The sequence below is a fragment of the Lysobacter enzymogenes genome (assembly GCF_900106525.1).
GTDB lineage: Bacteria > Pseudomonadota > Gammaproteobacteria > Xanthomonadales > Xanthomonadaceae > Lysobacter > Lysobacter enzymogenes.
This window is the reverse complement of sequence record NZ_FNOG01000002.1, coordinates 535,563-550,374: the sequence shown is the minus strand read 5'-3', so window position 1 is coordinate 550,374 and position 14,812 is coordinate 535,563. Positions and strand designations below refer to the sequence as shown.

The 14,812-nt window shown below is 70.0% G+C and carries 12 protein-coding genes and 1 riboswitch; of the genes, 5 read left to right on the top strand and 7 right to left on the bottom strand.

The features are described 5' to 3' along the window. Nucleotides 1-78: 78 nt before the first annotated feature. From trhA to BLU84_RS06640, 6 genes are all read right to left on the bottom strand, one after another. Nucleotides 79-756 (bottom strand): PAQR family membrane homeostasis protein TrhA, encoded by a 678-nt coding sequence (trhA, locus tag BLU84_RS06665; RefSeq protein ID WP_074864258.1) that lies wholly within the window; start codon nt 754-756, stop codon nt 79-81. Nucleotides 757-920: 164 nt separating this feature from the next. Then, the gene (locus BLU84_RS06660; RefSeq protein WP_074864256.1) at nt 921-1,196 is read right to left on the bottom strand and encodes a hypothetical protein; all 276 of its coding nucleotides are present in this window, start codon (nt 1,194-1,196) and stop codon (nt 921-923) included. 133 nt (nt 1,197-1,329) lie between these two features. After that, nucleotides 1,330-1,818, bottom strand: coding sequence for a hypothetical protein (locus BLU84_RS06655; RefSeq protein WP_074864255.1), 489 nt, complete (start codon nt 1,816-1,818; stop codon nt 1,330-1,332). 5 nt (nt 1,819-1,823) lie between these two features. Continuing rightward, nucleotides 1,824-3,428, bottom strand: a complete 1,605-nt coding sequence (locus BLU84_RS06650; protein WP_074864252.1) for a peptide chain release factor 3 — start codon at nt 3,426-3,428, stop codon at nt 1,824-1,826. 190 nt (nt 3,429-3,618) lie between these two features. Beyond that, entirely contained in the window at nt 3,619-4,578 is a 960-nt protein-coding gene (locus BLU84_RS06645; protein WP_074864249.1) for a peptidoglycan DD-metalloendopeptidase family protein, read from the bottom strand. An 87-nt stretch (nt 4,579-4,665) separates the two neighbouring features. Beyond that, a complete protein-coding gene (locus BLU84_RS06640; RefSeq protein ID WP_074864247.1) occupies nt 4,666-5,766 on the bottom strand; it encodes an NHL repeat-containing protein in 1,101 nt (366 codons plus the stop codon). Between the two features lie 140 nt (nt 5,767-5,906). Continuing rightward, nucleotides 5,907-6,042: riboswitch (SAM riboswitch) on the top strand. A gap of 69 nt (nt 6,043-6,111) precedes the next feature. Between BLU84_RS06640 and metX the strand changes: the two genes are divergently transcribed. The 5 genes from metX (at nt 6,112) to BLU84_RS06615 (ending at nt 11,528) form a co-directional block, all read left to right on the top strand. Next, entirely contained in the window at nt 6,112-7,170 is a 1,059-nt protein-coding gene (gene metX, locus BLU84_RS06635) for a homoserine O-succinyltransferase MetX (RefSeq protein WP_083382372.1), read from the top strand. Nucleotides 7,171-7,196: 26 nt separating this feature from the next. Further along, on the top strand, nt 7,197-8,408 hold the full coding sequence (locus BLU84_RS06630; RefSeq protein ID WP_074864245.1) for an O-succinylhomoserine (thiol)-lyase: 1,212 nt from the start codon (nt 7,197-7,199) through the stop codon (nt 8,406-8,408). Continuing rightward, nucleotides 8,405-9,547 carry a homoserine dehydrogenase family protein gene (locus tag BLU84_RS06625; RefSeq protein ID WP_083382371.1) on the top strand — a complete coding sequence of 381 codons (1,143 nt, stop codon included), beginning with the start codon at nt 8,405-8,407 and terminating at the stop codon, nt 9,545-9,547. Before BLU84_RS06630 ends, BLU84_RS06625 begins: the two co-directional genes overlap by 4 nt. A 218-nt stretch (nt 9,548-9,765) precedes the next feature. After that, complete coding sequence (locus tag BLU84_RS06620) at nt 9,766-10,974, top strand: DUF3089 domain-containing protein (protein WP_074864242.1); 1,209 nt, start codon at nt 9,766-9,768, stop codon at nt 10,972-10,974. A 47-nt stretch (nt 10,975-11,021) separates the two neighbouring features. Then, the gene (locus tag BLU84_RS06615; RefSeq protein ID WP_074864239.1) at nt 11,022-11,528 is read left to right on the top strand and encodes a hypothetical protein; all 507 of its coding nucleotides are present in this window, start codon (nt 11,022-11,024) and stop codon (nt 11,526-11,528) included. A 298-nt stretch (nt 11,529-11,826) separates the two neighbouring features. Here BLU84_RS06615 and BLU84_RS28005 read toward each other — a convergent pair whose 3' ends face one another. Further along, nucleotides 11,827-13,839, bottom strand: a complete 2,013-nt coding sequence (locus BLU84_RS28005) for a glycosyl hydrolase family 18 protein (protein ID WP_074864736.1) — start codon at nt 13,837-13,839, stop codon at nt 11,827-11,829. Nucleotides 13,840-14,812: the final 973 nt, after the last annotated feature.

Genomic DNA, 14,812 nt, shown 5'->3' with positions numbered 1-14,812 from the left:
TGGTCGCTACGGTGGCCCCACCATCGCCAGGGCCCGGTAAAGCGTGGGTGAACGCGCGGTGGACGCCGCGTGCGGCGTTCAGGCCGTCATCGCCTCGGGCGTGGGCACCACTTGCGACAGCACCGAGACGTAATGGCAGACGCTGCCGGCGATCACGAACAGATGCCAGATCGCGTGCGAGTACTTCAGCGAGGGGCGGTGATAGAACACCGTGCCCAGGGTGTAGCACAGGCCGCCGGCGAGCAGCCAGCCGAGCGTCCAGGCGTCGAGCGCGGCCAGCAGCGGCTTGGCCGCCACGATCACCAGCCAGCCCATGGCGATGTAGATGGCGGTGGACAGCAGCTTGAAGCGGCCGGTGTAGAACAGCTTGAACACGATGCCGGCCGCGGCCAGCGCCCAGATCGCCGCGAACAGGCCCCAACCCCACGGCCCGCGCAGGCCGATCAGGGTGAACGGGGTGTAGGTGCCGGCGATCAGCAGGTAGATCGCGCAATGGTCGAACACCTTCAGCCGGCCCTTGGCGATGGGGTGCTGGATCGCGTGATAGAGCGTGGAGGCGATATACAGCAGCAGCAGGCTGACGCCGAACACGATCGCGCTGCCCAATTGCCAGGCGTCGCCGTGCAGCGCGGCCAGGGTGATCATCACCGACCCGCCGGCCAGCGCGGCGGTGGCGCCGAGACCGTGGGTGAGGGCGTTGGCGATTTCCTCGCGGATCGAGTGGTCGCCGTGTGCGGGGGCGTGGGCGGCGGTCATGGTTCCAGCATCCTAGCGCGACTGGGGGAGAATGCTCGCGGCCGCGGCGAACGGACTGTTGGGGTTAAGTGCGCGGCGTCGCGGATTGGCGAGGGCGGTGGCGGTTTTACGCCGGCGCCGCGAGGGGCGCCGGCGCGAACTTCAGCCGGTTCAGCCATGGCCCCTTAATAGCCGGCTGGAACGGAGGCCGTGGGCGGGCCGTAGTTCGGCAGCATCACGGCGCCGACGATCACCAGCGCGAGGCCGCCCAAGTTGATCAGGAACGGTACCTTGGCTTTGTTCCAATGCAGGATCACGAACACCAGCATGACCGGCGAAAGCAGCAGCGAGCCCAAGCCCCACCAAACGCTTTCCTGGAACGCCAACACCAGCAGCCACAGTCCAGCGCCAAAGCAGATCAGGCCGCCCACGATCATCAGGCCCATCAACAACGCACTCATACCCTTCCCCCTTAGAAAACCGGCTCCTTGCCGGCATCGACATGCTAGCCCAACGCACGCAGACATCGCGCGCCGAACGGCGGCGGCCATCGGGACGAATGGTTCGGCGCGCGCAGATCGGCGCCGGTCGCGTTTACTCCAGCGCGTTGAGCCGGCGGATCCGGCGCAGCCGGCGCTGGATCTTGTGCGGCTTGGCGAAGCGGTATTCCTCCACTTCCACCTGCAGCGCGCAGTCCTCGCCGAAGGCCTCGCGCATCGCGTAGAGCCGGCCGTTGCCTTCGAAGGCGAGCCAGCGCGCGCCGTCGGCGACGACCTTGATCTGCGAGACCGAGGGGATGATCTCGCTCAGCGCGGCCAGGTCGAGCGTGCCGCGCGCGAGCAGTTCGTCGCGGCGCGCGGCCAGCGCCTGCGCCCGCGCGCGGGTGGCCTGCAGCGCCGATTCGCGGTCGATGCGGTGGATCGGCTGCAGCGCGCTCAGCGGCACCAGCGCCTGCGCCTTGTCGCTGCGCAGGCGGTGGATGTCCATGATCACCTTGCCCATGTAGGCGTCCTTGTAGTCGAGCGCGGCGACTTCGCTGCGCTTGCTCATCAGGTACAGCCACCATTGGCGCAGGCGCGACATCGGCCTCAGTCCAGCGCGACGGCGTGGGCGTGTTCGCGCGTGGCCAGGAACTGCACGCCCGGCGAGCGTTCCTGCGCCAGCTGCAGGTTGACCCGGGTCGGCGCCAGGTAGACCAGCTCGCCGGCCGCGTCCACGGCCAGGTTCAGCGCGTTCTTCTCGCGGAACTCTTCGAGCTTCTTGGCATCGGAGCAGCGGATCCAGCGCGCGGTGGCGACGCTGACCTGCTCGAAGCTCGCGTCCACGCCGTACTCGTCCTTCAGGCGATAGGCGACCACGTCGAACTGCAGCACGCCGACCGCGCCGAGGATCAGATCGTTGCTCATCAGCGGGCGGAAGAACTGGGTCGCGCCTTCTTCCGACAGCTGCGCCAGGCCCTTCTGCAACTGCTTGAGCTTGAGCGGATCGCGCAGGCGCGCGCGGCGGAACAGTTCCGGGGCGAAGTTGGGGATGCCGGTGAAGGACAGGTTCTCGCCTTCGCTGAAGCTGTCGCCGATGGAGATGGTGCCGTGGTTGTGGATGCCGATGACGTCGCCGGGATAGGCGCTCTCGGCGATCTCGCGGTCGCTGGCCATGAAGGTCAGCGCGTTGGCCAGCTTGATCTCCTTGCCGGTGCGCGCGTGGAAGGCTTTCATGCCGGCGCTGAACTTGCCCGAGCAGATGCGCATGAAGGCCACGCGGTCGCGGTGCTGCGGGTCCATGTTGGCCTGGATCTTGAACACGAAGCCGGTGAGCTTGTCCTCGGTCGGCTGAATCTCGCGGCCGGTGGTCTCGCGCGGCTTGGGCGAGGGCGCGTGCTCGACGAAGAAGTCCAGCAGCAGCTGCACGCCGAAGTTGTTGACCGCCGAGCCGAAGAACACCGGGGTCTGTTCGCCGGCCAGGTACCTGGCCTTGTCGAACGGATGCGAGGCGCCTTCGACCAGTTCGAGCTCTTCGCGCAGTTCGGCCAGCATGTTCTCGCCGATGCGCGCGGCCAGGGCCGGGTCGTCGATCGAGGCGAAGATGGTCGAGTCCTGGCGGGTGAAGTTGCGGCCCTGTTCGTACAGGTGCACCTCGCCGGTCAGCAGGTGGACCACGCCCTTGAGGCGCTGGCCCATGCCGATCGGCCAGGTGATCGGCGCGCACTGGATGCCGAGCACGCTCTCGACTTCGTCGAGCAGGTCGATCGGGTTCTTGCCTTCGCGGTCGAGCTTGTTGATGAAGGTCATGATCGGGGTGTCGCGCAGGCGGCACACCTCCATCAGCTTGATCGTGCGCTCCTCCACGCCCTTGGCCACGTCGATCACCATCAGCGCCGAGTCCACCGCGGTCAGCACGCGGTAGGTGTCCTCGCCGAAGTCGGCGTGGCCGGGGGTGTCGAGCAGGTTGACGATGCAGTCCTCGTAGGGGAACTGCATCACCGAGGAGGTCACCGAGATGCCGCGCTCCTTTTCCAGCGCCATCCAGTCGGACGTAGCGTGGCGCGCGGCCTTGCGGCCCTTGACCGAGCCGGCCATCTGGATCGCGCCGCCGAACAGCAGCAGCTTTTCGGTCAGGGTGGTCTTGCCGGCGTCGGGGTGCGAAACGATCGCGAAGGTGCGGCGGCGCAGGGCTTGCTGGGTGACTTCGGACATGGGAACGGCGCGCCCGGGGCGCGTCGGCAGGCAAGGGGAGGGCGGGGATTATACCTGCGGCCCGGGGCGATGCCGGGGGCGGCCTTTTGTAGGAGCGGCGCGAGCCGCGACCGCGACCTCCGGCGGCCGGCGCGAGATTGAAGCCCCGCGGTCTCGACTCGCGTCGCTCCTACAGGGGGCTTCGTGCGGCTTAGCGGCCGCCGCCGGACAGGCGCAGGGGGCCTTGCGGGCCGGTCATGCGGACCGGGATCGATTCCAGGCGCATGCCGCGGTTGACCTGCACGGTGAAGTGCAGATGCGGGCCGGTGCTGAAGCCGGTGTTGCCCGACAGGCCGATCTGCTGGCCGGCGCGCACGCGCTGGCCGACCCGCACCATCACCCCGTCGTCGCCCTTGAGGTGGGCGTACAGGGCCATCGTGCCGTCGTCGTGCAGGATGCGCACGAAGTTGGCGCGATCGCCGAACTTCTCCAGGTTGAGCCCGGCCTTGTCGAAGTCGGACTCGACCTGCATCACCGTGCCGTCGCGCGCGGCCAGCACCGGGGTGCCGATGTCGGCGGCGAAATCCAGGGCGTAGCGGTGTTCGGGCTCGCTGTGGCTGAAATGGCCGCCGTAGCCCTGGTCGATGCGGAACTGCTGCTGGCGCAGCGGCAGCAGGTATTCGACGTTCTGCGGCCGCGCGCGCGGGTCGCCCGGCACCGAGCGCATGCTCAGTTCGAAATCGCCGCCGCGGCCGGGGTCTTGCGCGCTGAGCACGCTGATCACCGCGCTGCCGCGCGGGTCCAGGGTGGCGCTGGCCGGCAGCAGCGGGCTGCCGATGATGTTGTTGCTGTGGTTGAAGTCCAGCCGCACCTCGATCGGCCCGGCCAGGGTGTTGTCGGCCCAGGCCAGGTAGCGGTCGCCGTCCTGCTGCACGCGCAGGCGCGCGATCGAGCTGGGCTCGGAGCGGAACGGGATCACCTTGACCTCGGCGGCGCCCGCGGCGGCTGCGGCCGTTTGGCTGGGCGCGCGGTCGCCGTAGTGGGTCACACCGTTGCGGTCGGTCCAGCGATAAAGCTTGCCGGCCTGCGCGCCGGCAGCGGCGAGCGCGAGCGCGGCGGCGAGGGCGGTAGCGACGGCGGGGCGGAGGTGGGATGGGGTCGGGCGCGGCATGGGTCGGCGGAAGGCGGGGGCCAATCGGGGGCATCCTAGCCGGGACGGTCCGGATCGAGGCGGCGGTTATCCAGGGGGGCCGACGTTCTAGTCGAGACAGTCCGCCTGCAGTTGCAGGGCGCGGGCCACATCGCCCAGGTCGAAGGCGGTCACCGCGCGGTCGTCGTCCACCGCGTACAGCGCGCCGTAGGGAAAGGCGCGGGTGGCAGCGGCGTGCACGGCGATGCCGTCGGTGTGCGCGGTCGCCTCGCCGCGGAAGCTGCCGACCCGGCGCAGGCTGTCGCGTTCGAACACATGGAACACGGTCTGCGGGTCGAGCTGGTCGACCGCGATCCAGTACCCGGCGCCGTGCGCGCAGTTCCACAGCGCCACGCCCTCGGCCTGGGCCTGGAAGCTGCCCGCCGGCACCGCGCGACCGGTGTAGCGGCCGGCCAGGGTGTATTCGCGCAGGGTCGAGGCGCGGCTGAGGTCTTCGTCGGCGATCAGCAGGCGGTCGCCGGCGGCGTCGCCGGCGATGGACTCGACGATGCGCAGCGCGGCCGCGTCGCTGGTGTCGCCGAACGCGCCCAGGTATTCGCTGCTGAGGCGGTCGGCCTCGTCGAAGCGCAGGCGGTAGCGGCGCACGCGCTGGTCGAGTTCGTTCAGCGCCGGCACCTGGTCGAAGCGGGCGCCGTACATGAAGTTGTCGGTGACGTAGACCTCCAGCTCGCCCGGCGCGGTTTCGTTGAGCCACAGGCCGTAGGGGCTGCGCAGTTGCGCTTCGCCGAAGCTGCCCAGCGGCGTCAGCTCGGGCAGGCGCAGCACCTGCACGCGGTGGTTGTCGCGCTCGGCCACGAACAGGTAGTCGCCGAACACCGCCAGGCCGTTGGGGCGCTTGAACTGGCCCAGCGCCTCGCCCTTGCCACCGGATTCGCGCAGGCGCTTGCCGCTGTCGGCGTCGTACACGGCCAGGCGGTGGGTCGATTTGGCGCTGGCGATCAGCCAGGTCGAGCCGTCGGCGGCGGGCCAGGTGGCCAGCGAATCCAGCTCGTCCTGCGGGCTGGGCGCGGACACGAAACGTTCGGGCAGGGTCAGCGTCCCGGCCGGCGGCGCGAGCACGCGGCGCGCTTCGGGCGCGCGCGGCGGCGCCGAGGCGCAGGCGCTGAGCAGGGCGCTGGCGAGGAAAACGGCGGCGAGGCGGCTGTTCATCGGCGCAAGTGTATGCGGCGCCGACGACAAGCGCGCGGCAAGCGGGGGCCGGCGGCCGCGTCCGGGCGGGCGCTAAATAATAAATCGCTATATGCGGATGAAGCGATTGACACGCCTCCATACGCTCGGCAGACTGTGCCCATCCATCGAGACCGGCTGAGGGACAGGCCCTTAGAAGCCGGGGCAACCCAACGCAGCGCAAGCTGCGTGAAGGTGCCAATTCCTGCGGCCCGCCCGCGCCTTTCAGGCGTCGAGGCGACGGTCGGAAGATGGTTGCGAACACGCGCCCCGCAGCGCGTGCGCGACTTGCAGCTCGGTGGCCCGTTCACTTCACGGATGCCCGCCATGAGCTTCGCCCCCAACACCGCCGTCACCGAACGCCACGATTCCTACGCCGCCTATGCCGCGTCCGCCGCCGCGTTCGAACGCGCGCCGTCCGTGCGTCCCGGCGCCGTGCGCGGCGAGATCGCGGTCGAACTCGACCTGCGCCACGCCGGCCGCCGCGCGCTGCGCCTGCGCTACGAGATCCAGGGCGAGCGCTCGCTGCCGGCGCTGTTCGTCGCCGGCGGCATCTCCGCGCACCGCCATCTGGCGCCGAGCCGCGAATTCGGCGAAGGCGGCTGGTGGGAAAGCCAGGTCGGCGCCGGCCGCTCGCTGGATCCGTCGCGTCACTGCCTGGTCTCGTTCGACTGGATCGGCGCCGACGGCACGCTCGACGTCGCCATCGACCCGGCCGACCAGGCCGATGCGGTCGCCGCGCTGCTCGACGCGCTGCGGATCGAACGCCTGCAGGCCTTCGTCGGCTATTCCTACGGCGCGATGGTCGGCCTGCAGTTCGCCGCGCGCCATCCGCAGCGGCTCGACGCGCTGGTCTCGATCAGCGGCACCCACCGCGCCCATCCCTACGCCGCCGCCTGGCGCGCGCTGCAGCGCCGCGCGGTCGCGCTGGGCGCGCTGCAGTGCGACGAGGCCCAGGGCCTGGCGCTGGCGCGCGAACTGGCGGTGCTGAGCTACCGCACCCCGGAAGAATTCGCCGAGCGCTTCGGGGCCGCGCAAGTGGTCGACGGCCGCGTGCGCGTCGACGCCGAGGACTATCTCGACCACTGCGGCAACAAGTACGTCGCCCGCACCTCGCCGACCGCGTTCCTGCGCCTGTCCGAATCGATCGACCTGCAGCAGCTCGACCCGGCTGCGATCCGCGTGCCGGTCACCGTGGTCGCGGTCAGCGAAGACCGCCTGATCCCGCTGGGCGAGTCCTACGACCTGGTCGAGCGCCTGCGCGGCGAAACCCGCCTGCGCGTGCTGCGCTCGATCTACGGCCACGACGCCTGCCTGAAAGAACAGTCCCAGATCGACACCATTCTTCGCGAAGCGTTGGCCGACTGTACGTCGGCGGCCGCCTGAGCATTCACCCCTACGGAGCGGCCCGCATGACCATCGAATCGACCCCTGAGCTCGTCCGCAATCCCTGTACCGCCGCCGTGCGCGCCGGCATCGACCGCGACGCCGCCTACGGCGCGGTGACCCCGCCGATCGTGCTGTCGTCGAACTTCAGCTTCGCCGGCTTCAACGACAAGCGCCAATACGACTACACCCGCAGCGGCAACCCGACCCGCGACCTGCTCGGCGAAGCGCTGGCCGAACTCGAAGGCGGCGCCGGCGGCGTGATCACTTCCACCGGCATGTCCGCCATCACCCTGGTGCTGCACGCCTTCCTCAAGCCCGGCGACCGCATCGTGGTGCCGCACGACGGCTACGGCGGCAGCTGGCGCCTGTTCAACGCGCTGGCCGCCAAGGGCGCGTTCGAGCTGATCACCGCCGACCTGACCGACCCGCGCTCGCTGACCGAAGCGCTGGCGACCGACCCGGCCGTGGTCTGGATCGAAACCCCGTCCAACCCGCTGCTGCGCATCACCGACCTGCGCTTCGTGATCGAGGCCGCGCAGGCCAAGGGCGCGCTGACCGTGGTCGACAACACCTTCCTGTCGCCGGCGCTGCAGCGGCCGATCGCCTTCGGCGCCGACCTGGTCGTGCATTCGACCACCAAGTACATCAACGGCCACAGCGACGTGGTCGGCGGCGCGGTGGTGGCCAAGACCGCCGAGCATCACCAGCAGCTGATCTGGTGGGCCAACGCGCTCGGCCTGACCGGCTCGCCGTTCGACGCCTTCCTGACCCTGCGCGGCCTGCGCACGCTCGACGCGCGCCTGCGCGTGCACCAGGAAAACACCCAGGCCATCGCCGAACTGCTCGACGCCCATTCGGCGGTGCGCGTGGTGCATTACCCAGGCCTGGCCTCGCATCCGGGCCATGCGTTGGCCGCGCGCCAGCAGAAGGGCTTCGGCGCGATGCTCAGCGTCGAAATCGACGGCGGCGTCGACGCCGTGCGCGCGTTCGTCGAGGGCCTGACCTGCTTCACCCTGGCCGAATCGCTCGGCGGCGTGGAGAGCCTGGTCGCGCATCCGGCCACCATGACCCATGCGGCGATGTCGGCCGAAGCGCGCGCCGCCGCCGGCATCGGCGACGGCCTGCTGCGCCTGTCGGTGGGCATCGAACACGTCGACGATCTGGTCGCCGACCTCAAGGCCGCCCTCGACCGCGCCAGCGCGGCGGTGGCGACGGCGGCGCGCGCGAAACGATGAGCGCCGTCGCCAGCGCCTTGCACGAGCACGAGGCCGTCGCGCAGGCGCCGGCGCTGCGTCCCTCCCCAACGGTCGGCGCGGCGCCTGCGCGGGTGGCCTTGCTCGGCACCGGCACGGTCGGCGGCGCGGTGCTGGCGCGGCTGGGCGGCTGGCGCGGCGGTCCGCTCGGCGAACGCTTGCGGCTGGTGCACGTGGCCAACTCGCGCCGCGCCGCGGCCGATGCGGACGGGATCGTGCCCGAGCACGCGGCCAGCGCGCTGGCCGCGGCCGATCGCAGCAGTTCGCTCGATGCGGTGGCCGAGGCGTTGGCCGGCGGTTTCGGCGCGCGCGTGGTGATCGACGCCACCGCCAGCGAAGCGGTGGCCGAGCGCCATGCGCAGTGGTTGGCGCAGGGCATCCACGTGGTCACCGCGTGCAAGATCGGCCAGGGCACCACGCTGGCGCGCTGGCGCGCGATCCGCGAAGCCTGCGCGGCCGGCGGCGCGGGCTACGGCGACAGCGCCACGGTCGGCGCGGGCCTGCCGCTGCTGCGTTCGCTGCGCGAACTGCAGGCCGGCGGCGACCGCATCCACGCCATCGCCGGCGTGCTGTCGGGTTCGCTGGCCTGGCTGTTCAACCATTACGACGGCATGCGTCCGTTCTCGGCGCTGGTGCGGCAGGCGCGCGACGCCGGCTACACCGAGCCGGACCCGCGCGACGATCTGTCCGGCGAAGACGTGCGGCGCAAGCTGCTGATCCTGGCGCGCGCGGCCGGCGTGGCGCTGGACGCGAGCGAGGTCGAGGTCGCTTCGCTGGTGCCGCCGGAACTGGCGATCCTCAGCCGCGAAGGCGTCGACGCCGCGTTGCCCGCGCTCGATGCGCCGCTGCGCGAGCGCTACGCGCAGGCCTACAAGAACGGCGAGAAGCTGCGCTTCATCGCCCGCCTGGAGCGCGGCGCGGACGGCCGCATCGCCGCCCAGGTCGGCCTGCAGTCGCTGCCCGGCGATCATCCGCTGGCCGCCGGCGCCGGCACCGACAACAAGGTCGCGATCTGGTCCGACCGTTACCGCGCCCAGCCGCTGGCGATCCAGGGCCCCGGCGCCGGCGCCGAGGTCACCGCCGCAGGCCTGCTCGACGACGTGTTGCGCTTGGTGGGTTGAGCCCGGCGAAACCGCGTCCTGCCACGGCGCACGCTGCCGATCCGCACTTGGTCACCCTTTGTTACAAACTGCGAATCCCCACGACGCAGCGGCTACATGTCGGCACCACATAATCGGTGGAAACCGGCCGACAGAAGCGGCGCGCTCGGCCTAGAATGCCGCGCGGGCCGGCCGGAATCGTTCCGGCCGCACCGGCACTCCGACACGGGCAGGTGGGCATGAAGAGCGGCGCAGGTTGGCTGGTGATGGTCGCATTGGCGTGCGCCGCGGGCTGCAGCCCGATGCAGCACGTGGTCGCACCGGTGAAGCGGATGGTGCTGGACCCCAAGCGCGAATTCGACCGCACCCCCGAACCGGCCGCGCCGGACTATCGCGACGCGCGCTACTGGGCCTCGCTGCCGGACAAGCGCGACGGCGCCGACGCCACCCCGATCGGCATGCGCAACCGCCAGGCCGATGCCTCGGTGGACGTGTTCTACATTCACCCCACCACCTATTTCACCCGCGCCGGCTGGAACCAGCCGCTCGACGACGAAGACGCCAACCGCGGCACCGAGTTCACCCTGCGCGCGCAGGCCAGCGCGTTCAACGACGTCGGCCGGATCTACGCGCCGCAATACCGGCAGATGACGCTCAACGGCTACCTGTCGGCATCCGACGGCGACCGCGACAAGGCGCTGGACTTGGCCTACCGCGACGTGCGCGCGGCGTTCGAGGTGTTCCTGAAGCAGTGGTCGCACGGCCGGCCCTTCATCATCGCCGCGCACAGCCAGGGCAGCGGCCACGGCCTGCGCCTGATCTCCGAGCTGATGTCGGACGTCGGCTCGGACCCGGCCCTGCGCAAGCGCCTGGTCGCCGCCTACCTGATCGGCGCGCCGGTGCCGCGCGACGCGCTGACGGAAACCGTGCCCGGCGTGCCGCTGTGCGCGAGCCCGGAGCAGACCGGCTGCGCAGTGTTCTACAACGCGATCGAGGCCGGCGCGTTCGAACCGGGCGAGCGGCCCAAGCGTTTCGAACGGGTGCGGGCGTGGTATCCCGGCGGTTTCCGGAACGTCGAGCGGCCGCCGCTGCTGTGCGTGAACCCGGTGACCTGGCGCGCCGACCAGGAGTCCAGCCCGCTGTCCGCGCACCTGGGCGCGCTGCACGCCGAGCGCAACCGGCCGCTGCCGGAGCCGCAGCCGCGGCGGGTGAGCGCGCGCTGCGACGGCGACGGCCTGCTGCAGACCACGCTGCCCGACGGCGAGTGGCGGCAGTGGTGGTTCGGCGGCGACCAGCACGTCAACGATTACCAGTTGTTCTACATGGACATCCGCGCCAACGCCGCGCAGCGCGTCGCCGCCTTCGGCCATCGCGCCGTCGCCGCGCCGGCCGCGGCCGCTGCGGACGCGCCCAAGGCCAAGCCGAGGAAGCCGGCGCGCCCGCGCTGAGCGCGCTTGCGCGGCGAGGGGCCGCGGACGCAAGGAACGTTGCTGCGATGGATCTCGACGCCGATATCGTCCCCGGCCGCAGCCTCGGCGGCTTCGCCCTGGGCGAGCCCGCACTGACGCGCGTGGTCGAGCTGGAACAGCGCCACAAGGTGCGCCAATGGCCTGCGCTGGATCCGCGCTACACCTGCGTGCGCATCGACGATGCGCTGCTGCTGATCGTCGACAATCGCGACTTCGTCGTGGTCAATCTGGCTGCGCTGGCCGGCTATCGCGGCCGCTTGTTCGGATACATCGGCCCCGGCCTGAGCGTGCGCGAACTGATCGCCGGCGCGCCCAGCGCCTTGCTCGCGGCGATGTCGCTGGACGACGAGTACCTGTACCTGGATCGCGAGCGCAGCGTCGGGTTCGAGCTGCCGGTGGAGTACCAGGACGCGGTCGACCGGATCGAGAACCTGCCCGCGACCCTGGTGCTGGAGGCGCTGTACGTGATGCCGGCGCTGATGCAGCGCGTGCCCGGACGCGGCGGCAAGTTGGTGTGGCGGCCGGTGGAGTGAGCTGCGCCGCGTTCGGCGCTGCTCGCCGCGTATCGGCGCGAGCGTCCTCATTCGATCTTCTTCGCGCATCGGCGCGAAAGCGCACCCGCAAAAACGAAATCGGAGCGCCGATCGGGGGGATGACCGGCGCTCCGCTGCAGATCGCTCCGGCGTATCGCTCGCCGAGGCTTTGCAAAACTTGGACTTCGAAACGCTGCTGAAGCGTTTCAGATGAACGGTGCGGGACAGGGCATGGCGACCCTCGCCCCGACCCCTCTCCCGCATGCGGGAGAGGGGCTGCTGCAGGACTAGCGACGGATCACTTCAGGCCGTCGTCGATCGCGGTGGCCAGGCTGCCGGTCGCGTCGTCGCCGCTGAACTCCCAGAAGAACGCGCCGCCGAGGTTCTGCGCCTTGACGTACTGCATCTTCTCGTTGATCAGCTGCGGCGAGTCGTAGCTCCAGAAGGTGCTGCCGTCGTACTTCCAGGTGGCGCGGGCGGTGGCGTCGGTGTAGATCGTGCCCGGCTTGTTCTTGAGGACCTTGTAGTCCTCGATGCCGGCCTCGTAGGTGCCCTGCGCCGCGGTGCCGTTCTGGTACAGGCCGTTGGCGACGTTCTGCACGCCGGTCCAGCCGCGGCCGTAGAAGCCGATGCCCAGGTTGAGCTTGGACGCCGGCACGCCGCGGGTGATGAAGGCCTGGATCGCGTCGTTGGAGTTGTACAACTTCTGATCGCCGGTGGACGGATCGTTCGGCGAGGCGTACAGCGCCGAATGATGGCCGGTCTTGGGATCCCACGCGCCGTGGAAGTCGTAGGTCATCACGTTGATGAAATCCAGGTACTGGTGGTACGCGCCCGGATCGGTCACGCGGATCTTGTCGACGCCGGCGCCGACCGCGACCGTGAGCAGCAGCCCCGGACGCACCGCGTTGAGCTGGCGGCGGAACTCGGCCAGCAGTGCGGTGAAGTTGGCGTTGTCTTCCGGCTTGCCGCACTCGATGCCGCAGGCCACCGGGTATTCCCAGTCGATGTCGATGCCGTCGAACACGCCCGCCGCCGCGCCGACGCCGCCGGCGCCGTCGGTGACCGGGATGTTGCCCTTGATGTAGGCGTCGACGCACGAGGCGACGAAGGCCTGGCGGTTTTCAGGACGCGCCGCGCTGGAGAAGCCGCGCGACCAGGTCCAGCCGCCCAGCGAGATCAGCACCTTCAGGCCCGGGTACTTGGCCTTGAGCTGCTTGAGCTGGTTCCAGTTGCCGCGCAGCGGCTGATCCCAGGTGTCGGACGCGCCGCTGACGCTCTCGCCGGCCTGGAAGGCCTTGGAGTAATCGGCGAACGCGTCGCCGCCGGCGCCGGTGTTCGGATCGGACGGAATGGTCACGCCGACTTCGCAACGGTTGTTGCGCACGTTGCCGAAGGCGTAGTTGATGTGGGTGATCTTCGCCGCCGAACCGGAGGTGTCGATGTTCTTGACCCGGTAGTTGCGGCCGTAGATGCCCCACTGGGCGAAGTAGCCGATCTTGTGCTTGTTGCCGCCGGTGCCGCCCGGCTTGGTGGTGGCGCTGACCGACGCGCTCTGCGCCGAGGCGTTGCCGGCGTTGTCGCGCGCGCGCACGGTGAAGCTGTAGCTGGTGCTCGGGCTCAGGCCGGACACGGTGTAGGTGGTCGTGGTCGGCGAGCCGGCGAGGCTGCCGTTGCGGTACACGTCGTAGCCGGCGACGCCGCTGCCGCCGGCGTTGTCGGTGGAGGCGTTCCAGCTCAGCGCCACGCTGTTGGAGGTCTGCGACGGCGAGGCCAGGCCGCCCGGCACGCTCGGCGGAGTGGTGTCGCTGGAGCCGCCGTTGACGGTGATGCTGACCGCGGAAGACGTCGTGGTCGCGTTCTGGTTGTCCTTGGCCACGGCGGTGAAGCTGTGGCTGCCGGCGCTGGCGTTGTTCCAGGTCACGCCATACGGCGCGGTGGTGTCGACGCCAAGCGAGGTCGTGCCGCGGAAGAATTCGACGCTGGCGACAGAACCGTCGCTGTCGGCGGCGTTGGCGCTGACGGCGATGTTGGCGCCGGCGTTGTAGCTGGCGCCGTTGCTCGGCGCGGTCAGGCTCACCGTCGGCGGCTGGTTGACCGGGCCGGTGCTGCACGCGCCCAGGTCGGCGTAGTAATTGCAGCTCGGGCAATGCGTCGGCGGCGTGTTCCAGATCGGCCCGTTGGCTTGGTACAGGCGGTTCTGGTAGGTCAGCTTGTCGCCGGCGGCGTAGATGGTGGAGGCGTTCCAGGCGGGAACGCCGGTGCAGGCGGCTTGCGCCCACGCCGTCGACATCGACGACGCGGCGAGCATGCCGGTCAGCAACAGCAGGTTGGCGGACCGTGCGTGTCTCATGGTGCTTCCTCTCTCCCGATGCATAGTCAAGACTTCGCCGGCCGCGCGCGGCCGGCGGCGATTTCCCGCCCGTGTCGAAGGAAGGTCGTCGAACCTTCCAATTGCATGGGAGGCTCGGGCCTCCTCGTCGATCGGCGTCGTCGCGCCGTCGTGGGGTAGTGCGGCGTTGCGGCGCACCGCCGCCCGAAGCGGCCGGACCGGTGCGATAGGCCGGCCGTGCGCGAGAGTTCTTGGGTTGTCAGCGAATGCCTTCAGCGAGTGCGGCCAGGCCGCGGTGGCTTGCGGTGTTGCGCGTGCGATCCCTCCGGCGGCCGTGCCGGCGAACCGATCGGCGCGCCGTTCGGATGGGGAAACTGGCCGCGCGTGACAACGTTGTCAACCAACTGTCCGAGTCTTTGCGCGCTGGTTCACAGAACCTCGTGACAACGTTTGCGCGAAATGGCGCGATTTGCTGCGGCGCAGCGAGTTGCGGCGCGAGATGATGTTGAAAAACAGTGACTTGAATCGATGTCCAATGGACAGTGGGGTCGGCTTGCGAGTCAAAACCGCGTCACGGATGGGGTGGGGGCGATGGGCCGGGGAGATGGGCCGGGTCGATGGCGCGGGGCAATGGGGCGAATGCTGCCGTCGGGAAGCGGTGGGCTCGATGCGCTGGGCGCAGTCGCTGCGCCGCTCCATGTCGTCATCCCGGCGAAGGCGGGGATCCAGAGACTTCAGAGTCATGCCTTGATAAAGCCCTGGATGCCCGCCTTCGCGGGCATGACGGTAGGTTGATTTCGCGGTCAGTCGGTTTCGCCACGCCTCTCCAAGTCGTCATCCCCGCGAAGGCGGGTATCCAGAGACTTCAGAGTCCTGTAGCGATAAAGCCCTGGATGCTCGCGTTCGCGGGTAGGACGGTAGGTGTATTTCGCGGCAAGTCGGTTTCGCCGCG